Source organism: Williamsia sp. z34, assembly GCF_059553395.1.
The window spans coordinates 587,091-609,459 of record NZ_JCANWW010000001.1 but is presented as its reverse complement, the minus strand read 5'-3'; the positions used below and the strand labels follow the sequence as shown (position 1 = coordinate 609,459).

Annotated in this window: 19 protein-coding genes; 2 read left to right on the top strand and 17 right to left on the bottom strand. The window is 65.0% G+C overall.

All coding sequences use genetic code 11. From position 1 onward, the window contains the following. Positions 1–85 precede the first annotated feature (85 nt). The 9 genes from AC51GT_RS02895 to AC51GT_RS02855 are packed head-to-tail and all read right to left on the bottom strand — an operon-like array spanning position 86 to position 9,245. Positions 86–856, bottom strand: a complete 771-nt coding sequence (locus AC51GT_RS02895; protein ID WP_496327787.1) for a hypothetical protein — start codon at positions 854–856, stop codon at positions 86–88. A 56-nt stretch (positions 857–912) separates the two neighbouring features. Then, a complete protein-coding gene (locus AC51GT_RS02890) occupies positions 913–2,070 on the bottom strand; it encodes an MlaD family protein (protein WP_496323867.1) in 1,158 nt (385 codons plus the stop codon). A 10-nt stretch (positions 2,071–2,080) separates the two neighbouring features. After that, positions 2,081–3,199, bottom strand: coding sequence for an MlaD family protein (locus AC51GT_RS02885; protein WP_496327786.1), 1,119 nt, complete (start codon positions 3,197–3,199; stop codon positions 2,081–2,083). Continuing rightward, positions 3,196–4,320 (bottom strand): MCE family protein, encoded by a 1,125-nt coding sequence (locus tag AC51GT_RS02880; RefSeq protein ID WP_496327785.1) that lies wholly within the window; start codon positions 4,318–4,320, stop codon positions 3,196–3,198. Before AC51GT_RS02880 ends, AC51GT_RS02885 begins: the two co-directional genes overlap by 4 nt. Then, complete coding sequence (locus AC51GT_RS02875; RefSeq protein WP_496323864.1) at positions 4,314–5,318, bottom strand: MCE family protein; 1,005 nt, start codon at positions 5,316–5,318, stop codon at positions 4,314–4,316. The genes AC51GT_RS02880 and AC51GT_RS02875 overlap by 7 nt, the downstream gene beginning before the upstream one ends. Then, positions 5,315–6,334: an MCE family protein gene (locus AC51GT_RS02870; RefSeq protein WP_496327784.1), complete on the bottom strand. Its 1,020-nt coding sequence runs from the start codon at positions 6,332–6,334 to the stop codon at positions 5,315–5,317. Before AC51GT_RS02870 ends, AC51GT_RS02875 begins: the two co-directional genes overlap by 4 nt. Then, positions 6,331–7,632 carry an MlaD family protein gene (locus AC51GT_RS02865; protein ID WP_496327783.1) on the bottom strand — a complete coding sequence of 434 codons (1,302 nt, stop codon included), beginning with the start codon at positions 7,630–7,632 and terminating at the stop codon, positions 6,331–6,333. Before AC51GT_RS02865 ends, AC51GT_RS02870 begins: the two co-directional genes overlap by 4 nt. Positions 7,633–7,636: 4 nt before the next feature. Beyond that, entirely contained in the window at positions 7,637–8,503 is an 867-nt protein-coding gene (locus AC51GT_RS02860; RefSeq protein WP_496327782.1) for an ABC transporter permease, read from the bottom strand. Between the two features lies 1 nt (position 8,504). Next, positions 8,505–9,245 (bottom strand): MlaE family ABC transporter permease, encoded by a 741-nt coding sequence (locus AC51GT_RS02855; RefSeq protein ID WP_496324115.1) that lies wholly within the window; start codon positions 9,243–9,245, stop codon positions 8,505–8,507. Positions 9,246–9,711: 466 nt separating this feature from the next. On the opposite strand from AC51GT_RS02855, the gene treZ reads away from it, so the two are divergent. Further along, entirely contained in the window at positions 9,712–11,424 is a 1,713-nt protein-coding gene (treZ, locus tag AC51GT_RS02850) for a malto-oligosyltrehalose trehalohydrolase (protein ID WP_496327781.1), read from the top strand. A 104-nt stretch (positions 11,425–11,528) separates the two neighbouring features. Here the strand turns inward: treZ and ilvA are convergent, their stop codons facing one another. The 7 genes from ilvA to lspA form a co-directional block, all read right to left on the bottom strand. Then, positions 11,529–12,884, bottom strand: coding sequence for a threonine ammonia-lyase IlvA (gene ilvA / locus AC51GT_RS02845; RefSeq protein WP_496327780.1), 1,356 nt, complete (start codon positions 12,882–12,884; stop codon positions 11,529–11,531). Positions 12,885–12,940: 56 nt separating this feature from the next. Continuing rightward, positions 12,941–13,378 carry a nitroreductase family deazaflavin-dependent oxidoreductase gene (locus tag AC51GT_RS02840; RefSeq protein ID WP_496324114.1) on the bottom strand — a complete coding sequence of 146 codons (438 nt, stop codon included), beginning with the start codon at positions 13,376–13,378 and terminating at the stop codon, positions 12,941–12,943. A gap of 93 nt (positions 13,379–13,471) precedes the next feature. Beyond that, positions 13,472–17,023 (bottom strand): DNA polymerase III subunit alpha, encoded by a 3,552-nt coding sequence (gene dnaE / locus AC51GT_RS02835; RefSeq protein WP_496323858.1) that lies wholly within the window; start codon positions 17,021–17,023, stop codon positions 13,472–13,474. A gap of 193 nt (positions 17,024–17,216) precedes the next feature. Further along, complete coding sequence (locus tag AC51GT_RS02830; RefSeq protein ID WP_496323857.1) at positions 17,217–18,380, bottom strand: serine/threonine-protein kinase; 1,164 nt, start codon at positions 18,378–18,380, stop codon at positions 17,217–17,219. Between the two features lie 53 nt (positions 18,381–18,433). Continuing rightward, on the bottom strand, positions 18,434–19,102 hold the full coding sequence (locus AC51GT_RS02825; protein WP_496327779.1) for a hypothetical protein: 669 nt from the start codon (positions 19,100–19,102) through the stop codon (positions 18,434–18,436). A 2-nt stretch (positions 19,103–19,104) separates the two neighbouring features. Continuing rightward, positions 19,105–20,013 carry an RluA family pseudouridine synthase gene (locus AC51GT_RS02820; RefSeq protein WP_496323855.1) on the bottom strand — a complete coding sequence of 303 codons (909 nt, stop codon included), beginning with the start codon at positions 20,011–20,013 and terminating at the stop codon, positions 19,105–19,107. A 17-nt stretch (positions 20,014–20,030) separates the two neighbouring features. After that, positions 20,031–20,705: a signal peptidase II gene (lspA, locus tag AC51GT_RS02815; protein ID WP_496327778.1), complete on the bottom strand. Its 675-nt coding sequence runs from the start codon at positions 20,703–20,705 to the stop codon at positions 20,031–20,033. Between the two features lie 24 nt (positions 20,706–20,729). Here lspA and AC51GT_RS02810 point away from each other — a divergent pair, with 24 nt between their 5' ends. Then, positions 20,730–21,722 (top strand): hypothetical protein, encoded by a 993-nt coding sequence (locus AC51GT_RS02810; protein WP_496327777.1) that lies wholly within the window; start codon positions 20,730–20,732, stop codon positions 21,720–21,722. Between the two features lie 122 nt (positions 21,723–21,844). Here the strand turns inward: AC51GT_RS02810 and AC51GT_RS02805 are convergent, their stop codons facing one another. Next, positions 21,845–22,369 carry a WKL family lipoprotein gene (locus tag AC51GT_RS02805; protein WP_496323852.1) on the bottom strand — a complete coding sequence of 175 codons (525 nt, stop codon included), beginning with the start codon at positions 22,367–22,369 and terminating at the stop codon, positions 21,845–21,847.

Sequence of the window (22,369 nt, the reverse complement as noted above, 5' to 3'; positions counted from 1 at the left end):
CCAAAGATGCACGCACGCATGCAGTTTTGGCACGCTCGACGGTGTTTAGGGCACGCTCGACGGTGTTTAGGGCACGGTCGACGGATCAACCGGCGGGCGCCGGAGCGGGCTCGGGGGTCGGAGCGGGTGCGGTGACGTTGGGATCCGCGCCGGTACCGGTGTCGGCTGAACCGATGCCGGTGCTCGACGGACCCGGATCCATCTGGGACACCAGCCATTTACCGTCGTGCTTCTCCATCGTCAGCTGGAACATACCGAGGTTGGTGACCGGGGTGGTCGCCACGCTGCTGGTGCCGGTGATCTCGGCGACCACCAGTGTGGTTGCCGTGTCGGTCGTGTTCGACACCACACCCGACGACCAGATCTCGGGGGTGATCTTGAGTTGCATGGAGGCGATGTCGGTCTGGGTCTTCTCCCGCTCGTTGAGCAGGTTGTCGCGGAACGCGCCGGTGGTCAACGGCGACATCCGGTTGACGTACTCACCGGCGGTGGTGGTGTTCATCGAATCGAGCAGTTGGGTGACGAAGTAGTCGGACGCCTTCTTCGCGTCCGCCGCTGCGTCGAGCTCGGCCTTGTCCGACTTCCAGTTGACGCCGAAGAAGATCACGGCACCCAACAGTGCGACAACGACCGCACCGGCGAGAACCTTTCCGACGACCGCAAGGCTGATGGTGATCTGCTTGCCGCTCTTGGTATTCGATTCAGCGGCGACCGGTCCCGGTACAGCGGTTTCGACTGTCGGCGCGTCGACCTCCGGACCTGCGGCTTTGCGTCGCGGCTTCCCCGTGGGCTTCTTGCCCATCGAGACACCCTCCGTGGGCTCGCCTTCGGTTTCGGGTCTGCTGTTCTCGGCCATACGGCGTTTCTACCTCATAACAATTGTCGGACGGTGGCGCGTAATGCTCCGGTAGCTCAGCCCAACGGGACGGTACGCGCGTTCGGATCGAAATTCGGGGGCGGTCCGGCGGTGTCATCGCCGGGCGGCCGTGGAGCGTTGGACGCCCCGCGGATCTGTTGTGTCTCATCCTCGGTCACGCAGTACAGGTTGACCGGCACCGTGGCCTCGAGGATCTCGGTCGGCGGTTCCGGCAACACCGGGTACTCGCAGTACGGTCGTGGATAGATCGACCCGTAGGCCCACCAGGCACCGTCGTGGAACATCGCCTGCGAGGTGATCGCACCGTCGCGGATCGCCGGGAACAGATTGACCAGCGCCGGCGCACGCAACGCACCCTGCTCCGCGATGTCGAGGAACTGCGTCAGTACACCCGACAACGGATCGGTCAACTGGTTGAGGGAACCGCTCAGGGTGGTCAGCTGCGCCGGTGCCCGCCCGAGGAAGGTACGCAACTCCTGGTCCGAGGCGACCAGGGCGTCGATCAGATCACCGATACCGGTTGTCAGCGTTCCCAGGTCGGGCTGGATGTCGGCCGTCGTCTCCAGGATCGTTCCGGTGTTCTGGATCAGCGTCACCGTTTCCGGTAGTACCCGATAGAGGTCGGCGAAGATCACGCCGCCGCTGTTGAACAACGCTCGCAGTTGGTTCTTCCCATCGCTGTCGAGTGCGATGTCGAGTTCGTCGATGGTGACACTCAGTTTCTCCGCATCGATCTGTCGGACCACGTCCAGTGACGATTCGAGCAATTTCGGGAACGCGACGGTCGACGACGTCTGTGTGGTCGAGATCTTGTCACCATTCGAAAAGTACGGTCCGTCGGCGGTACTCGGCTGGAAGTCGACGTATTGCTCACCGACGGCGGACAGACCGAGTGCGGCGACATGCGAGTCCTTGCTGATCTTGTACTCGGAGTCGATCACGACCGTCACCTCGACCGAGGTCGGGGTGGCCCGGATCTGATCGACCGCACCGACACGCGCCCCGCGCAACGTCACATCGGACGTGCTCTGCACGCCACCGGAATTGGCGAACTCGACGGTCAGTTCGTAGGTGTCGTCGAGTGGCCGCCAGCGCAGCACGCCCAGGCTCAGGTAACCGATGCCGACGAACATCACGAGCACCAAGGCAAGGTTGGAGAGCAAGATCTTGTGTTTGTACAACCAGGCTGTCATCGCTCGCCCCTCACCCACAACATCCGCGCGTACCGGTCAGGCGGGCCAGCACCCTGGTCAGCGTCTGTTCCAGACTGTTGACACCATTGGTGAGGTCCTCCATCTCGGGAAGTCTGCTGCGGGAATCGAATCCGAATCCCGGCGACAGGTACCAGACCCTCGCGGACACGGTGGCAGCGCTGCCGGGTGTGGCGTCGACCCATTTGGGGGTCAGCACCCGGAGCCTGTCGGCCAGCGGACCGAGCTCACCGGCGGCGCGGCCGAACGCCTCGACATCCACGGCGAGGTTGTTGGCCAACTCGACGGTGTTCGCACTCTGGCTGTCGAGGAAGTCGTTGAGCGCATCGGTGACGGCCTTGGTCTTGTTCATCGTCGTCACGATCGACGGGATCTGACCGTTGACCACATCCAGTGCCGGGCCCACCGTGTCGATCGACGCCAGCAACTCGGTCCGGCCGTCGGCCAGGTCGGTGGCCACCGCGTTCAACGACGCGAGCGAGGCGTCGATCTCCTCGGTGTTCATGGCCAGACGGCTCACACCGGTGGTCAATCCCGAGATCACCCCGGTCAGGTCCTCCGACTTGCCGCCGATCGCGTCGGACAGTTCGTTGATGATCTCGGTCAGATTCTTGATGGCGCCACCGTCGACGAACGCGGTCGCGGTCACCAGCAGGTCCTCGACGGTGGCGGCCTCGGTCATCTCGCCGGTGAGGGTGTCGCCCGGCGCCATCAACGCCGCCGACGTGGCCTGCTCCGGCGGCAGCAACGCCACGAAGACGTCGCCGAGCGGGGTGGCCTGGCGGAGTTGGGCTCCGGTACCGACCGGCAACTCGATGTCCTTGCGGACGCGCATCGTGACATCTGCCCGGTAATTGTTGGCGGTGATCGTCTCCACCAGGCCGACGTCGTTGCCGTTCAGCTTCACCTTGGCCCGTGACGGCAGGTTGAGCGCGTTGCCGAACGACCCGTTGATCTCGTAGCCGTCACCGACACCGCCGGGTGCGGGCATCGGCAACTGGTCGATCGTCAGGCTGGGAATCGCGCCACATCCCGAGAGCAACATCGTTGCCGCCACGGCCCCGATCACACTCGCGCGCAACTTCTTTCCGGCCCACTTCACTGTGCTCATTTGTTCAACTCCACCAGCGCCGAGAACACACCGAGGTCCGGTCCGAAGCCGGTCAACTTACCGGTCCGGCAACCGTCTGCGTCCAGGTTGATCGCCTCACAGAACGTCCCGAGGAGCTCGTTGTCGAGCAGCGACTTGTCGACCAGGACCTGCGCACGCCAGGCCCGTTGTTCCGTCGACACCGAGTTCGCCAGGTTCTCGAACGCCAACGGCGCGACATCGATGGTGTCGACCAACTGGCGCGAATAGTCACTCAGGTTGCTGATCAACCCGGCCAGCCGACCCATCGCGCCACCGAGTGTGTTGGTGTTCGCCTCGAGGAACACCGCGGTGTTGTTCAGGGTCTGGTTCAGTGCGTCGAGCGTCGCCTGGAGTCCGACCGACTGATCGCCCAGCAGCTGCGACACGTCCGTGAGCGAGTCCGAGAACGCGGTCATCTTCGGGTAGTTCTCCACCAGTGCGGTGGTCAGCTCCGACATGTTCTTGATGACCTCGACCAGGGCGTCACCGTTGTCGACACCGACCTGGGCGAACTTGCCCAGCTCGTCGATCGCGGTTTTCATGCGCTCACCGTTGCCGCCGAAGATGCCGGCCGAGATGGTCAGCATGTCGCCGAGTGGCCCGTTGCCGTCCGGGTCGGATCGGAACTCCTCCACCAGATTGTCGACGGTATCGAACAGGGCGCCGATCTCGACCGGCGACTTCGCGTCTGCCAGCGTGTCGCCCTCTTCGAGCCTGGGCCCCTCGACATACGGCGGCGACAACTCGACGTGCCGGGTGGTCACCAACGAGGTGTTGATGATCGCCGCGGTGGCATCGACGGGAATCGGGATGTCGTCGTCGACGGTGAACTCGACCTTGACGCGTTCCCCCTGCGGGGTGATCGCCAGGACCCGGCCCACCGGCATGCCGAGCACCGAGACGTCGTTGTCGACATATAGGCCGGCAACGCTGTCGAAGTAGGCGGTCAGTTTGATCGACTGCCCGGCGGCGTGTTTGAGCCGCTCCGGGATCAGTGAGCAACCAGAGCCCACCAACGCCGTGGTCAGCAAAACCGCGATCAGGACAATCGTGCGGCGCAGGTGTGCCCCCGAGGCGGCGGAATCCATTCGATTCAGCATCCGGCCACCACATTTGCTGCGCAGAGCCAGTTGTCGGGGAACAGACCCCACGGGAGATATCCCATCGCGTACGGACCGGAACCGGTGGTGTTGGCGATGACGCGCACGGTCAGCGGCAACACCTCGAGCAGATGCCGCAGGTTGTCCCGGTTCTTCTCCATGCCCTCGGAGATGGTGTTCAGGTTCATCACCAGCGGCGCGAACTCGTTGTTGTTCTCCGCCGCCAGCGCCTCCATCTCGTTCGACAGTTCGGCAACGCCGTCGAGCATGCGTGCCACCATTTCTTGCCTGGTCGCGATCTTCTGGGCCAGCAGTTGACCCTGCCCGACGATCACCGAGAGCTGGTACTGGCTACTGCTGATCACGTCGGTGACCGTCTCGGTGTCCTGGATCAGCAGGTTGATCTGGTCGGTGCGGTCGGTGATCACCTGCGACATCTGCGTCAGTGCATCCAGCGTCTGCGTGGTGACCCCGGGTGCGTCGGCCAACTGCTTGTTCAGTGCGTCGACGCTGTCGGCCAGTTCGCCCGCGTTGATACCGGCGAGCACCGGCGTGCCGCGCTCGATGGTCTTCTGCAGGTCGTAGGGCACCTGGGTGTTGGGGATCCGCGACCCGCTCAGCTCCTCGGTCGAATCCCCGACCTTCAGGTCGATGAATCGCTGTCCCAGCAGCGTGGAGAGCTTGATCTCCGCCGAGCCGTCCACCATCACCTCGACGTCTCTCTCGACCTCCATGGCGATCTCGACGTGGTCACCGGCGAGTTCGGTCGACGACACCTCACCCACATCGATGCCGGCCACCCGGACCTTGTCACCGGGCCGGATACCGCCGGCCTGGGAGAAGTCGGCCGTGTACTCACGTTTACCGATTCCCGAGTCGGACAACACAAACGTCGCCCCGACGACGACCAGCAACGCCACCGCACCCAGGACACCCAGCCAGATGAATCGGCTGTTGCGCCAGCTCGTTCGGAGCCGGTCCCGATTGAACACGCTCATCGGCACACCACCGAGTGCTCGCTGCCGCCGATCTGACTGATCAGTCCCGGCGGGAACAACACCCCGCCGATGGACACGTCCAGATCGCAGGCATAGATGTTCAGGTATGTGCCCTGCCCCATGACCATCGGGAAATGCGCCAGGAACAGCGGCAGGTCGATGGCCAACTGGTCGAGCTTGGCGCCGATGCCGATCAGCTCGCTGGTGGTGCTCTGCAGACCGCTGCCGATCGACGCGACGTCGGGCCGGATCTGACCGATCAGCCCACCGAGACGATCGGTCGCGCTGCCGATGCTGTCGACGGCGGCGCCCAGCGCGGGCGAGTTGGCATTGAGACCCTCGATCAGACCGGCCAGGTTGCTCACGAGCTCCTGCATCTGTTCGCCCTGCTTGCTCAGGTCACCCATCACCGCACTGAGGTTGGTGATGACGGCGGCGATCACCTGGTCGCGGTTGGCGAAATCGGAGGCGACCTCACCGATCTGGGCAATCGTGTAGCTCAGCGAGACCTCGTTGCCCTGGAAGGTCTGGACCAGGCTCTCCGAGAGCTGGTTGACCTGCTCCGGTTCCAGGGTGTCGAACACCGGCTGGAATCCGGCCAGCAACGCGGATACATCGAACGAGTCCTGCGACGGTTCCGACAACGTCGAGCCCGGCTTCATCCGCTGCTGTTCGGAATCCTCGACCAGCTCCAAACCGAGGTACCGCTGCCCGATGAGGTTCTGATACTTGATCGACGCGCGGGTGTTGGTGAAGACCGACTGGTTGTTCTGGACCTCGAACTCCACCTCGGCGCGGTTGCGGTCGAGCTCGATCGACGCGACCCGGCCCACCCGGACACCGGCCATTCGGACGTCGTCACCTTCGTGCAGACCTGCCACGTCGTTGAAGTGGGCGGTGTACGTGTTCGTCTCACCCGACACCGAACGTTCCAGTGTCGACCAGATGGTCCAGGTCAGCACCAGGGCCAGGACGGCGAAGAGACAGAACCCGATCAACGGCTTGCGATAACTCATCTCCCACCTCCCTGAACTCGGACGGACTGCACCAGCGGCCCCAGCATCAACGTCTCGGCCGCGGACGGCTTCCGTTCCAGCGCGGCCTCCAGGGTCTTGTTGTCGGTCGCGGTGGTGACCACGCCCGGCGAGGAGGCGGGGGTCGTGTCGCCGGGTGTCGTCGGGGTGCTGGAGCCGGCGGGGGTGATCGCCAGCGGACCCGAATTGGTCGGTCCGGTACCGGTACCGGGTCCGGTACAGCCCGGCCCCCGGGTCATCCCGTATTCCCCGCCGTTGTAGACCGGGCAGTTCTGGTGCTTGTACATCTGGAACGGGCTGAAGCTGACACCGATGTTGAGCATGGGCTTGCCATTGGTGCCGGTGAACACGGTCAGGACCTTGCCGGCGAGTACGTTGAGCGCGGCCAGGCTCTGCGGTAATGCGTCGGCATCCACTGCGATGGCACCGGTCAGGGTGTTGAGGTCGTTGACGATCCGGATACCGCCGTCACCGTTGGCCGCGAACAGCGTCTGCAGGCCGTCGATCATGCCCTGTGCCGAGGTCAGGGTGCTCACCAGTTCACGCCGGCGCTCGATGATCGTCAGCGACGGCACCACCGCACGCCCCATCGCGTCGAGGAGTTCGGGTGTGGATTCCGCGATCCCCCGCATCGACTCGTTGAAGTTGTCGAAACCCGGGGGCGCACCATCAGGGAACTGCGCGTTGATCTGTTTCCAGTATTGGTTGAGTGTGCCGACGAATGCGCTGAACACGTTGCCGCCACCACGCAGTGCCTCGGCAATGGTCGCCAGGACGCGGCCGATCTCCTCCGGCGGTACGGCCGTGAACAACTCGCGGAGTTCGTTCTGCACCGACTGCAGGGCGATGGTCTCCTTGGACTCGTCGGCGGTGATCTTGCTCCCGCTCGACAGGTGCCCCTTCGGGTCGGCAGGCGGGATCAGTTCGACCGAGTTCACACCGAAGAGGTTGCTCGGGACCGTCCGGGCGGTCACGTTCGCCGGAATGCCCGACGCCTGTTCGGGGACGATGTTGATCTTCACGTCCGACAGACTGGTGTCGGTGACCTCGACCGCGGTCACCGCACCGACGATGAGCCCGTTGTACCGCACGTCGGCCTGGGTGACCAGACCGTCCCCGATGTCCTCGAGGCCGGCGGTGACCTCCACCTTCTCGTCGAAAGCGCCCTGATACCGCAGCGCGAGCACCGCCAGGATCAGGATCACGACGATCACGAATGCGAGGCCACGCAGCAGGTACTGGGTGGCCGACGGGTTGCGCCCGGTTGTGTCTACGAACATGACTTCACCCCGAGATCCGGATGCCGGGCGACAGACCCCAGAAGACCAGGGTCAGCAAGAGATTCGCGAAGACCAGCACGATGATCGACAGTCTGATCGCGTGTCCGGCGGCGACCCCGACACCCTCGGGACCACCCGAGGCGAAGAAGCCGTAGTAGCACTGGATGAACGTGGTGAGCATGACGAAGATGACCACCTTGATGACCGAGTAGACCATGTCGCGAGAGAGGATGAACTGGTAGAAGTACGACAGGTAGACACCGCTGCCCTGCCCACTCTGCAACTGGAACATCACCTGGCAGGCAATGTAATTCGCGGCCAGTGAGACCGAGTAGAGCGGGATGATGCAGATCACGGCCGCGATCATCCGGGTGGTGACGAGGTACGGCATCGGGCGGATCGCGATCGATTCGAGCGCGTCGATCTCCTCACTGATCCGCATCGAGCCCAGTTGCGCGGTGAACCGACAACCCGACTGCGCGGTGAACGCCACGGCCGCGAGCAGCGGACCCAGCTCGCGGGTCGTCGCGAACGCCGACACGGCACCGGTCACCGGGGACATCCCGAGCAGATTCAGCGCGGTGTAGCCCTCGATGCCGACCGTGGCACCGCCCATGATGCCCAGCAGGATGATCACGCCGATCGTTCCGCCGCCGACCACGATGGCGCCGTTGCCCCAGGTGACGTCGGAGAGCAGGCGCCAGATCTCTTTGCTGTAGTGCTTGAACGCGATCGGGACGGCACCGACCGACCGCACCAGGAACGTGACCTGGTGACCGATCAGAACCAGGACGTCGCGGGGTCCCGAATAGGCCTTCTTGCCCCACTCGAGCGGCTTCAGCGCCGGGGGCGTGTATTTGGACGCAACCATCTCAGACCACCCTCGTCGGGACGAGCACGGCGAAGATCTGGGTCAGGATCACGTTGACGGTGAACAGCAGGATCACCGAATTGACGACGGCGGCGTTGACCGAGTTGGCGACGCCGGACGGTCCACCTTTGGTGTTGAGACCGCGATCGCATGCGACCACCGCGACGATGGCACCGAAGATCACCGCCTTGAGAATGGCGAAGGCGAGGTCGGCGGGACTGGCGAACGACGCGAATGTGCCGGTGTAGCTACCCGGCGTCCCACCTTGGGCGTAGACGTTGAACACGTAACCGGTGACGAACCCGATGAAACAGACGAAGCCACAGAGCAGGAAGCTGACGACCATCGTCGCGAGCAGTCGCGGCGAGATGAGTCGCTGGGTCGGATTGACGCCCATCACCCTCATCGCGTCGATCTCGTCGCGAATGGTCCGCGAACCCAGATCGGCCGCGATGGCCGAACCGACGGCACCGGCGAGCAGCAGTGAGGTCACCAGCGGCGCGCCCTGCCGGATCACCCCGAGGCCGGTGGCCGCGCCCGAGAACGAGGTCGCGCCGATCTGGTTGGCGATGTTGCCGACCTGAATGGAGACGATCACGCCGACCGGGATGGCCACCAGCAGGGTGGGGACCACCGAAGTGTTTGCCATGAACGCGCATTGGCGGATGAACTCACCGAACGGGAACCGACGCTTGATGATGTCGACGAAGAGGACCTTGAAGACCTCGAGAAAGAGCGTCATCTGCCGGCCGAAGGTCTCGAAGGAGGCAACGATGTGCTCGCGGAACCACCGCGTGAGCGGTGCCGTCCTCCTGCGCGCCGCGGCAGCTCCCCCGATGCCTGCCGTCACGGATTGTGTGGTCACACCCTGCCTTCGTCGGAATGGTTGAGCTACGCCTCGGCTTCGTCTGCGGCCCCCGCCACACGTAACCGGATTGTGTGAGTTCGCTCATAGTGCCACATGGATATCGAACCGCCCAGCGAACACGCTCGGCCTGGTGGAAAAGCCCGTTTCAAACAGCAACTCATGCAATACGGGACTCCGCCGAATTCCCCTGAACACCGGCAGCGTGCGAAGTCACACCAGCCCACCGCCCGGTCAAAATCGATACCCGGTGCGATTACTCGTTAACTTAGCCCGCGGTCCGGAGCGATTTGGGGCGCCTGGACAGGCGACGCTCCCGGGCTAGAGGACATACGGTTCAGGAGTGACATTTCTTCCTGTGTGGGCCCCTGTCGCCCAGAAGATGCGTGTGATCGTCGACGGCACGACGCACGAGATGCTGCCGCGCCCCGGTGATTGGTGGGAATCGCCCGTCAGCGCGGCCCCCGGAGCCCGCTACGGATACCTGATCGACGACTCGACCGAGCCGCTCCCCGATCCACGTTCGCCGCGACAACCGGACGGTGTCCACGGACTCAGTCAGGTTCACGAGGTCGCCGAACAGGTCTGGACCGACTCCGGGTGGGAGGGCAAGCCGGTTGCCGGCGCGGTCATCTACGAACTGCACATCGGAACATTCACGCCCGCCGGAACCCTGGACGCGGCGATCGACAGACTCGATCACCTGATCTCACTGGGAGTCGAGTTCGTCGAACTGATGCCGGTCAATGCCGTCAACGGCACCCACAACTGGGGTTACGACGGCGTCGGCTGGTACGCGGTTCACGAACCCTACGGCGGCCCGGACGCGTTGGTCCGGTTCGTGGATGCGGCCCATCGGCGCGGACTCGGCGTCATCATCGACGCCGTCTACAACCACCTGGGCCCGTCGGGCAATTACCTGCCGAACTTCGGCCCGTACATGACGTCCGGCGCGAACAGCTGGGGTCAGGCGGTGAACCTGGACGAGGCCGACTCCGACGAGGTCCGGGAGTTCATCCTCGGCTCCGCATTGCGATGGATGGAGGTGTTCCATGTCGACGGTCTACGGCTCGACGCGGTCCATGCCCTCGTCGACCGGACCGCCCTGCACCTGCTCGAGGAACTCCAGATCCGCACCGACGAACTCTCGGCCCGGGTGGGCAGGCCGCTGTCGCTGATCGCCGAGAGCGACCTCAACGATCCCCGATTGATCACCCCGCGCGAGTTCGGCGGGTACGGTCTGGCCGCGCAGTGGTGCGACGACGTCCATCACGCGATCCACACCGCCGTCTCGGGTGAACGTCAGGGCTATTACGCCGACTTCGGCAGTCTCGAATGCCTGTCGAAGGTATTGCGGGAAGGCTTCTTCCATGCCGGGACGTACTCGTCCTTCCGGCGCCGCAGGCACGGCCGGCCGATCGATCCCGCGCGGATCAAGGCCACCTCGCTGGTGGTCTACACCTGCAACCACGACCAGATCGGCAATCGCGCGATCGGCGACCGGCCCGGCGAGTATCTGAGCGCCGGACAACTCGCGGTGAAGGCGGCGCTGGTGCTCACCTCCGCATTCACCCCGATGCTGTTCATGGGCGAGGAGTGGGCGGCGAGCACACCATTCCAGTTCTTCACCTCGCATCCGGAGCCAGAACTCGGTGAGGCGACCGCGAACGGCCGCAAGTCCGAGTTCGCCGAACACGGCTGGGATGCCGAGGAGGTTCCCGATCCGCAGGACCCGCAGACCTTTGAGCGTTCAAAGTTGCGCTGGGATGAGCTCGGCGTCGGCGAGCACGCCCGGGTGCTCGGCTTCTATCGCTCCCTGATCGCGCTGCGCAGTGGCGAACCCGACCTGTCGGCGGACACCTTCGACTCGGTGACCACCGACTGGGCCGCCGCCGGCACCTGGTTCGCGATGCATCGTGGCGCCATCACCACGATCGTCACCCTCACCGAGCAGCCCGTCCCCCTGCCGTTCACCGGCACCGTGTTGCTGGCGTGGGAACCGCCCGCGGACGGCACGATGGCCGGCCACAACGCCGTCGTTCTGCGCCGGGCCTGATCCCCGGGGCCCCCTCATCACAAACGAGCCGGTTATACGAGGACGAGCCACATATTTGTGGCTCGTCCTCGTACAACCGGCTCGTTTGGGGTGGTGGGTTCGGGTCAGGTGAGGTAGCGGTAGGCCGGTGATCCGGGTTCGAGACGCTCACACGTCAGACGGGAGTTGTCGATGCGGCCGAGCAGCGGGCCCAGACCGTCCGGCGATCCGAGTTCGATACCGACCAACGCGGCACCGGTCTCCCGGTTGTTGCGTTTGACGTACTCGAACAGCGTGATGTCGTCGTCCGGACCGAGGACCTCGTCGAGGAATCGCCGCAGGGCGCCGGGCTCCTGCGGGAAGTCGACCAGGAAGTAATGCTTGAGGCCACGATGAACCAGGGACCGTTCGATGACCTCGCCGTAGCGCGAGACGTCGTTGTTGCCACCGGAGAGAAGGCAGACCACGGTCCAGCCCGGTTCGATCGGCAGATCGTCGAGTGCGGTCACCGACAACGCGCCGGCGGGTTCGGCGATGATGCCCTCGTTCTGGTAGAGCTCCAGCATCGCCGAGCAGATCGCACCCTCGTCGACGTGGGTGATGTGTGAGCCGCCGAGGGGCAGCTTGTCGATGTCATGATGCACCGTGCTCGCCGGCGGCAGATCCGGATGCGAGGCGACCGTCGCACCGGCGGCGACCATGACCTGATGTCCGATGGTGCCGATCCGCCGGACGGCGGCGCCATCGACAAACGGATCGATCTTGTTCAGGGTGACCGGACCACCGTCGACCAGTGCCGCGGACAGTGAGATCGCCCCGGTCGGTTCGACGCCGACGATGCGGACCTCGTCGCTGTGTGCGCGCAGGTACGTCGTGATGCCGGCCAGTGCGCCGCCGCCGCCGACCGGCACGACCACCAGATCGGGCATCACGCCGAGTTGGGCGACGATCTCCTTGGCGATGGTGCCCTGTCCGGCCGCGGTCCGCGGATCGTCGAACGCGTGGATCCAGGTGGCTCCGGTGGCCGCGACATCGGTCAGCGCCGCGGCCGCCGCCGCGTCGTAAGTGTCTCCGACGGCAATGAGTTCAACGAATTCGCCACCGTGCCAACGAATCCGGTCACATTTTTGCTTGGGTGTATTGGTCGGTATGTAGATCCGGGCCCGAATCCCCATGCTGCGGGCCGCGTAGGCCACACCCTGGGCGTGATTGCCCGCGCTGGCGGCGACCACTCCGGCGTCCCGCTCGGCGCCCGTGAGCTGTGCCATGACGTTGTAGGCGCCACGAATCTTGTACGAGCGCACCGACTGCAGGTCTTCCCGCTTGAGGTACACCGTTGCGCCGGTGCGCGCGGACAAACGCTCGGACAGCTGCAGCGGAGAGGCGACAACCACGTCACGGATGCGCTCGGCCGCCGCGTCGATCGCGGCGGCATCGAGCGGTGTGGCGATGATGTTGTCGGTCGGAGATCCACTAGTCACGCCAGCTATGGTCTCACTTCTCCGAAACGAGGCTTCCGCCGCCACACCCGCCCGGTTTACTGCGCGGGTTCGAGGACGAACACCGGGATCTGGCGATCGGTCTTCTTCTGGTAGTCGGCGTAGGGCGGGTAGGCCTCGACGGCGCGTTCCCACCAGATCGCCTTCTCGTCCCCGAACACCTCACGGGCGACCATGTCCATCACCTTGGGGCCGTCCTGGAGTTCGACCTGCGGGTGCGCAACGACGTTGTAGTACCAGACCGGGTTCTTCGGTGCGCCGCCCAGCGAGGCGACCACCGCGTACTTGCCATCGTGCTCCACCCGCATCAGCGGCGATTTGCGGAGCTTGCCGGACTTGTTGCCCACCGTGGTCAGCACCACGACCGGCATACCGTTGAGCTCGGTGCCCTTGGTACCGCCGGACTCGACGATCTCTTCGGCCTGCTTGCGTGCCCAGTCGGTGGGACTCGGCTCGTATTCACCCTGCAGTGGCATCGATCCTCCATATGTGTTCATGTGCACGAACCGCGTGCACAACTTCGGTCAATCTCCCCCGCCGGGCCGGCATTCCTCGACCCGGCAGCGGATCTACACGCTCAAACAGGACGGTCCGAGCAACGCCTTGAGGTCACCCATCAGCGCCGACGTCGGGTTGACGCGCAGCTGATCGTCAAGTTTCAGAGTGGTCTCCTTGGAACCGCTGGTCAACCGGACGTGGACGTCGGACGTTCCGGGATGACGGACCAGCACCTGCTTGAGCGCACTGACCCGGTCGGCGGTGCACAGTCTCGTCGGCATGATCAGCGACACCGGCTTGGCGACTCCGACATGCGAAAGATCAGGAACGGCAAGGTCATTCGCGGAGATCATCATGCTGTCGTCGCGCAGGTTGACGCGCGCCTTCACCAACACCACGGCATCGGCGGCGATGTCCATGCCGAATGCCTGATAGGCCCGCGGGAAGAAGTAGACCTCGACACCACCGACCATGTCCTCGATCTGGACAACGGCGTACGACTCGCCCTTCTTGTTGACCCGTCGGGTGACGGCCGAGATGATGCCGCCGATCACGATCTGGGCACCGTCTTTCGCATTGCCTTCGAGCAGCGAGCTGATCGAGGTGTCCGTCTGGGCCGAGATGACGTGCTCGACGCCGTTGAGCGGATGCCCGGAGACGTAGAGCCCCAACATCTCTCGCTCCAGCGCGAGTTTGTGCTTGGTATCCCACTCCTCGTCCGGGACCTTCACGGCGAACGCATCGTCGGTGACGCCACCACCGCCGTCGCCACCGGCATCGCCGAACAGGTCGAACTGTCCGATCGCCTCGGCCTTCTTGGTTCCCAGAACCGCATCGACCGCGTCGGCGTGGACCAGGAACAAGCCCTTGCGCGGATGGCCGAGCGAATCGAAGGCCCCGGCCTTGATCAGTGATTCGGTGACCTTCTTGTTGCAGGCCGTCACGCTGATCTTCGCCAGGTAGTCCGAGAAGCTGGTGAACTTCGACTTCTCTTCGCGCGCTTCGATGATCGACGCGACGACGCCGCTGCCGACGTTGCGCACCGCGGCCATGCCGAACCGGATGTCCTCACCAACAGCGGAGAAGTTCTGCTGCGACTCGTTCACATCCGGCGGCAACACCGTGATCCCGAGGCGTCGGCAGTCGGCCAGATAGATGGCGGCCTTGTCCTTGTCGTCGGCCACCGAGGTGAGCAGCCCGGCCATGTACTCGGCCGGGTAATGGGCCTTGAGGTACGCGGTCCAGAACGAGACCAGGCCGTAGCCGGCCGCGTGCGACTTGTTGAACGCGTATCCGGCGAACGGCAGGATGGTGTCCCACAGCGCCTTGATGGCGGCCTCGGAGAATCCGTTGTCCAGCATGCCCTGCCGGAAACCCGCGTAGGCCTCCTCGAGCACGGACAGCTTCTTCTTACCCATGGCCCGGCGCAACAGGTCGGCCTGTCCGAGCGAGTATCCGGCGACCTTCTGCGCGATCTGCATGATCTGCTCTTGGTAGACGATCAGGCCGTAGGTGTCGCCCAGGATCTCCTTGAGCGGCTCTTCGAGTTCCGGGTGGATCGGGCTGACCGGCTGCTTGTTGTTCTTGCGGTCGGCGTAATCGTTGTGGGCGTTCATGCCCATCGGACCGGGCCGGTACAGCGCCAGCACGGCGACGATGTCGCCGAACCCGGTGGGCTGCATACGTTTGAGGAGCTCTCGCATGGGTCCACCGTCGAGCTGGAAGACGCCGAGCGTGTCGCCGCGCGCCACCAGTTCGTAGGTTTCCGGGTCGTCCAGCGGCAACGAGTCGAGGTCGAGGTCGAAGCCGCGGTTGAGCTTGATGTTGTCGATCGTGTCGCCGATGACCGTGAGGTTGCGCAACCCCAAAAAGTCCATCTTCAACAGGCCGATCGCCTCACACGACGGGTAGTCCCAGCCGGTGATGATGGCGCCGTCCTGCGCGCGCTTCCACACCGGGATCGCCTCGGTCAGCGGCTCGGACGACATGATCACCGCACAGGCGTGGACGCCGGCGTTACGGATCAGGCCCTCGAGACCCAGGGCGGTGTCGTAGATCTTCTTGACATCCGGGTCCGTCTCGATGAGCGTGCGGACCTCGCTGGCCTCTTTGTACCGCTCATGGCCGGTATCGGTGATACCGGCGATCGTGATGTCCTTGGCCATGATCGGCGGCGGAAGCGCCTTGGTGATGCGGTCGGCGATCGCATACCCGGGCTGGCCGAACTGGACGCGGGCCGAGTCCTTGATCGCGGCCTTGGTCTTGATGGTTCCGAAGGTGATGACCTGGGCGACCTTGTCGCTGCCCCACCGTTCGGTCGCATACCGCACCATGTCACCACGGCGGCGATCGTCGAAGTCGATGTCGATATCAGGCATCGACACGCGCTCCGGGTTGAGGAATCGCTCGAACAGCAGACCGTACGGAATGGGATCGATGTTGGTGATGCCCAGAGCCCACGCGACCAGCGAACCGGCCGCCGAACCACGACCGGGACCCACGCGGATACCGACCTCGTTGGCGTGCCGGATGAGGTCACCGACCACGAGAAAGTATGCCGGGAAACCCATCTGGATGATGACGTCGAGTTCATAGCTCGCCCGGTCGAGGTATTCCTGCGGGACCTCACGGCCCGGGAACCGGCGAGTCCGCAGACCGTGCTCGACCTCTTGGCGCAAGAAGCTGGGCTGCGTATGGCCTTCGGGCACCGGGAAGATCGGCATCCGGTCACGGTGCTCGAAGACCTCGCCGTAGCTCTGTACCCGCTCGGCGATGAGCAGTGTGTTGTCGCAGCCACCGGGGACCTCTTGATCCCACAGCTCGCGCATCTCGGCGGCCGATTTGAGGTAGTAGCCGTCGCCGTCGAACTTGAACCGCGTCGGATCGGACAGCGTCTTGCCGGTCTGTACGCACAGCAGCGCCTCGTGGCTGGAGGCGTGGTCTTTGGTGACGTAGTGGCAGTCGTTGGTGACCAATGGCGGGATGCCCAGTTTGCGACCGACCTCGAGCAGTCCGTCGCGGACGCGGCCCTCGATCTCGAGGCCGTGCTCCATCAGCTCCAGGAAGAAGTTCTCTTTGCCGAAGATGTCCTGCCACTTGGCGGCGGCCTCGAGCGCCTCCTTCTCATGGCCGAGCCGCAGTCGGGTCTGGACCTCACCGGACGGACAGCCGGTGGTCGCGATGATGCCCTCGGCGTGCTCGGCGATGATCTCGGCATCCATGCGGGACCACTTGCCGAGTTGTCCCTCGATCGACGCCCTCGACGAGAGCTTGAACAGGTTGCGCAGACCGGTGGCGTTCTCGGCCACCATCGTCATGTGGGTGTAGGCGCCGCTACCCGAGACGTCGTCGCCCTTCTGGTCCCGGCTACCCCACAGGACGCGTTTGGTGTTGTGTCGCGACTCCGGGGCGATGTACGCCTCGATACCGATGATCGGCTTGATACCCATGTCGGTGGCGACGTTGTAGAACTCACTGCCGCCGAACATGTTTCCGTGGTCGGTCATGCCGATCGCGGGCATCTCCAACCGGGTGGCCTCGGTCATCATCGGTTTGACCTTGGCCGCCCCGTCGAGCATCGAGTACTCAGTGTGGTTGTGCAGATGGACAAACGAATCCGACACGCGCTACCTCTCAATTCGAACTCTCGAACACCACGCCGACGCCGCCGCCGAGAGCGGGTCGCGGGCGCAAGGCCTTCAGTCTAGGCGGGGGTACCGACGAGCCCGGACAGGCGCGGCGGACACCTCTTCAGGAAGTGACGGATGTGCCTGTTGTGGCCCACTGTGACCCCGTCACACAACCCACTGTGACCCGTCATACGACCAGGAAGATCGCCACGACGATCGCCATGGCCACCACGACCAACCCGATCAGCAGGGCGATCATCACCGCGTTGGAATCGGAATCGCCTGCCGCCGGCGACGTCGGTGCCCGGTGTGGGTACTGCACCGGCACCTGGTGCGCGGGCGGCGTCGCCTGCGGATACCGCTGCGGGACGAAACCCTGCCCCGCCGGCTGCTGCGGTTGCGGTGTCGATGGCCCGGCCGAGACCGGCGGCGAGTAGGTGGACACGCCGCCCTGTCGCAGTGCCGATTGCAGCGCATCGGTGAACTGTCTGCAGTTGGCGAACCTGTCGTCGGCCTCCTTGGCCATGGCCTTGGCGATGACCGAATCAACCGCCGGCGGCACCCCGGGGACCAGCTCCGACAACCGCGGCACCGGTTTGCTCAGATGTCCGGCGATGACATCCGCGGTGCCCTCGCCCTGAAACGGAACCCGGCCGGCGATCAGGTGAAATGTGGTGGCCGCCAAAGAATACTGATCTGTCCGGGCATCGACCGGCAGGCCCTTGAGCTGCTCGGGTGAGGCATAGGACAAGGTCGCCAGGACCGTCCCGACCACGGTCAGCGACTCTTTCTCGTCGGCCGCCTTCGCCACGCCGAAGTCCGTCAGCAACACCCGCTGCTCATCGGCGTCGGTGGCGTAACCGCGGTCGATCCCGTCGCCGAATCCACTCGATTCATACTCCGAGAGCAGGATGTTGGCCGGTTTGATGTCACGGTGCAGCAGTCCCCGGCGATGGGCGTAGTCGAGGCCGCGGGCGATCTCACCGGCGATCCGGACGACCCGCTGCGGCGGTAAACCCACCTGCGCACCGGCTTTCTCCTGCGCCCGATACAGTTCCTGGGCGCAGTCGGTACCCGCGACGTACTGCATCGAAATCCAGAGCATGCCGTCGCTGCGGCCCCGGTTGTAGATCGTGACGATATTGGGGTGGTCGAGCCCGGCCGCGACCTCGGCCTCCCGCAAGAACCTCTTACGGAATTGCTCGTCCTGCCCGACCTGCTCGCCGAGCACCTTGATGGCGTCGCTCCGGGGCAGTTCGGGATGTTTGGCCAGATATACCGCGCCCATGCCACCGCTGCCGAGGGCACGCTCCACCCGGTAACCGGCGATCCAGGACCCCGGCTGCAACATGGTGTCCCCTCCCCACAACTCACACGTCGTCCAGGGCACACCATATAACGCCGCTAGCCCGGTGGAATGGGTCCATCGTCGGGTACCGGTTCGACGACATCGACCATCGACGGCAGCAACGGGATCACCGTGAACATGCCCGCACCCGCGTCCTCGGGCAGCGCCTCGACCGCCCGGACGCCGGGAGCTCCGGCGACCTGCTGCAGGACCCCGAGCCGGCCACGGACCACCAGTCCGATCAGGCACGTGCACCCGGCCCGCAGCCGCGCCGCGGCCACCTCACCGGCCTGTTCGGCACGGTCGGTGCCGGTGGAGCGGACGATCACCTGCTCGGCCGCGATCTGTTCCGACCAGTGGAAAGAATCCTCGGTGTTGCCGGTCGCGGCCCGCACCGTCGGCGTCTGAACCCGGTCGATCTGCACGTTGAAGATGTTCTGCGACAGCAACATCGACGGATACGACGTGGCCAGCGCCCAGCCCTCGTCGAGGGCATCGGCCTGGGACAACGAGATCAGCGCCCACCGGTCGGTGTCCGGTCCGGACAACGACTCCTGCGCCCGCGTCAGATAACCGGCGACCTCTTCTCCGTTGTCGGGGCCCAGGACGTCATCGGTCACCACCGGCTTCGGGACCGGATTGGCCACCCCGACCACATAGAGACCGGCCACCAGGACCACGACCACGGCCACCAGGCCGAGTGCGGTACGGACGGCCGAACCCACGACTAACCGGCCCGGAGTATGTCCAGCGCATGCTGCAGATCCGCCGGATACGGACTCGTGAACTCCACCAGTCGACCGTCAGCCGGATGAGCGAACGACAACGCCCGGGCGTGCAACCATTGCCGCTCCAGACCGAGCCGGGCGGCGAGTACCGGATCGGCGCCGTACGTCAGGTCACCGCAGCAGGGATGGTGCAGGGCCGAGAAGTGCACGCGGATCTGGTGTGTGCGGCCGGTCTCCAGGTGCACATCGAGAAGGCTTGCCGACCGGAACATCTCGACGGTGTCGTAGTGGGTGATGCTGTGTTTGCCCGACGCCGAGACGGTGAACTTCCAGTCGTTGCCGCGACTTCGGCCGATCGGGGCGTCGATCGTCCCACTGCGCGGATCCGGATGTCCCTGGACCACAGCGTGATAGCGCTTGTCGACGGTCCGCTGCTTGAAGGCCCGCTTGAGCGAGGTGTACGCGCGTTCGGAGGTCGCGACCACCATCACGCCCGAGGTACCCACATCCAGACGGTGCACGATGCCCTGACGTTCATGCGCTCCCGAAGTCGAGATACGGAATCCCGCGGCCGCCAGACCACCGATGACCGTCGGTCCGGTCCATCCGACGGACGCATGCGCCGCGACCCCGACCGGCTTGTCGACCACCACGATGTCGTCGTCCGAGTAGATGATCTCCATGCCCTCGACCGGCTGCGCCTCGATCGTCAGGACCCGCGCCGGTGCCGGCAACACCACTTCGAGCCATTCGCCGCCGACCAGCTTGTGGGACTTGCCCACCGGCGAACCCTCGACACTGATGTCACCGTCGTCGGCAAGTGTCGCCGCCACTGTCCGCGACAGCCCGAGCATCCGGGCGACGCCGGCATCTGCGCGCATCCCGTCGAGGCCGTCCGGGATCGGCATGGACCGCGATTCCCTGGTCATGCGTCTCGGCCGTTCTCTGTCGGATCTTCGGTGCTCACTTTGTCGTTCACTGCCTTTGTTGTTGTCGAGTTGTCTGAGTCGTCACGGGGGTCGTCGTCGCGGTGGTCGCCGGCGCGGGTTCCGTCGAACTCGAATCCGAAGAGGGTCAGGCCCACCAGGAGGACGGCGCCACAGACCACCGCCGAATCGGCGACGTTGAACACCGGCCACCATCCGACCGACACGAAGTCCACGACGTGTCCGCGGAGTACGCCCGGTGACCGGAACATGCGGTCGATCAGGTTGCCGAGGGCTCCACCGAGGACCAACCCGAGGCCGACAGCCCACCAGAGAGAGCCGAGCCGGCTGCTGTACCGCACGATCCCGACCACCACGGCGAGCGCGACGATCGTCAGAACCCAGGTGTATCCGGTGGCCATCGAGAAGGCCGCACCACTGTTGCGCACCAGTTTGAAGGTGACCGTCTCACCGATGATCTCGATCGGATCGCCGGGTTCGATCACCGCGACCGCGATGATCTTGGTCACGAGGTCGGCGATCAGGATCACGACCGCGACGATCACCAGCGTCACCCAGACCTTGGGCCGGGCCTGCTGTTGCGGGGCTACGTCAGCGGTCGGATCGCCGGCTGACCGGGGGGTGGGCTCGCTTGTCACCTGTCCATCATCCATGAGCGACTCGATACGCTGGCGGCCGTGTCCTCTCCTGCTCCGCTCCGGTCCACGACCCGAGTCCGATTTCTGCCCCTTCGCCGTGCCCCTCGTCTGTCCCGGCCGGTCGGATCCCTTGCCGCCGCCCTGGTCCTGACCATCGGCCTGGCGGGATGTGGATCCGACGACAAGAACACCGAGCCTCCGGCACCGACGGGCTGTGCCACCGATACCACCGCCGGGGCCACGGACGCGGCGCTCCTTCCCGTCCCGCCGGCGGAGGTCACCCTGGAAACCGCAGGTGAGCAGCCCCTCGCGGCGGCTCTGAGCGCGTTCGACCGGGCGAGCGCACAGCCCGCCAAGCTGGTGACCACGTCGACGTTCGCGTCCCCGGACGGCGAGGGTGCCGCGTCGTCGGCGACCACGGTCGACCTGCCGATGACCGCCCGCGTCAACTGCACCGATGCGACCGACATAGACCTGCAGATCGGTGCCGCCGGATCCCCGGACACCGCCCTGAACCAAGCGCTCAAAGCCCAGGACGGTTCGCGCGCCGGCATGAGCATCGGCACAGGTATGGCGCCCATCTCACTGCGGATCCTGCCGAACGAGGACGCCGACGACAACGCGCGTCAGGCGGTGGAGGAAGCTCTCGTGTCCACCTTCCAGCGTTCCGTCACCCTGCCGACCGAGCCCATCGGGATAGGGGCACGGTGGGAGGCCGTCCGCACCGTGAACGCCGGAGCCAGCGTGCGTCAGACGATCAATGCGACCCTGACCGCCCGTGAAGGCGACCGGCTGACGATCGAGTTCACCATCGACGAGACTCCGAACAACGCGGTGTTCCGGCTTCCCGAGGGAGGCACCCTCAACATCGAGAGCTATTCGATGACCGGCGGCGGAACCGTTGTCCTCGATCTGACCCGGGGTGTGCCCGTCTCCGGTCAGATGAACATCTCCGGTGGCCGCACACTGGTCGGTGGTGATGGAACCCAGTTCCGTCAGCTCCTCGGTTTCAACTCGACCTGGGGCCGGTAGGACCGAACACGGCACGACCCCAGCTGACAGAAACACCGGCGCCGATCGCGAAGAACTCGCGATCGGCGCCGGTGTCGGTTCAGATCTGTTATCGGTACCGATTACTCAGGTGGGACGATGTCCTAGCTGGTGGCCGGGCACATCGGGCTGGTCTCGTTGGCAGCCGACAGGAGCAGGCAGACCGTGGTCGAGGACAGCTTCCAGGTGCCGTTGTCGAAGACGATCAAGGCCTCGAGCTGCTGCTCCGGGGTATCGGGCAGCTTGACCTTGACGTTGGCCTTCGCCTGGTCCTTACCTGCGGGACGGACGGGGGCCACGATCTGGTATTCCAGGTCCGGGTTCGCCTCAGCGGCTTCGACCAGCTTGTCGAAGAGGCCCGGGTCCTTGTCGGAGTTCTGCACCAGCTTGGTCTTATCGGTGGCCGGAACGTTCGGGTTCAGCGCGGTCTCGAGCATGGTGTTGAGCTCGGCTGCGGTCGGCGGCTTGCTGGAATCGGTCAGGCCGCCTCCGCCTGGCGACTCAGAACTGGCAACCGTCGTGGTCGTGGTGGTGGTCGATCCGCCGCCGCCGTCGTCGTCGGAGCAGGCAGCAATGGACAGGAAGGCGCATACTGCGACTCCGGCGGTCACGAACTTACGAAGCTTCAA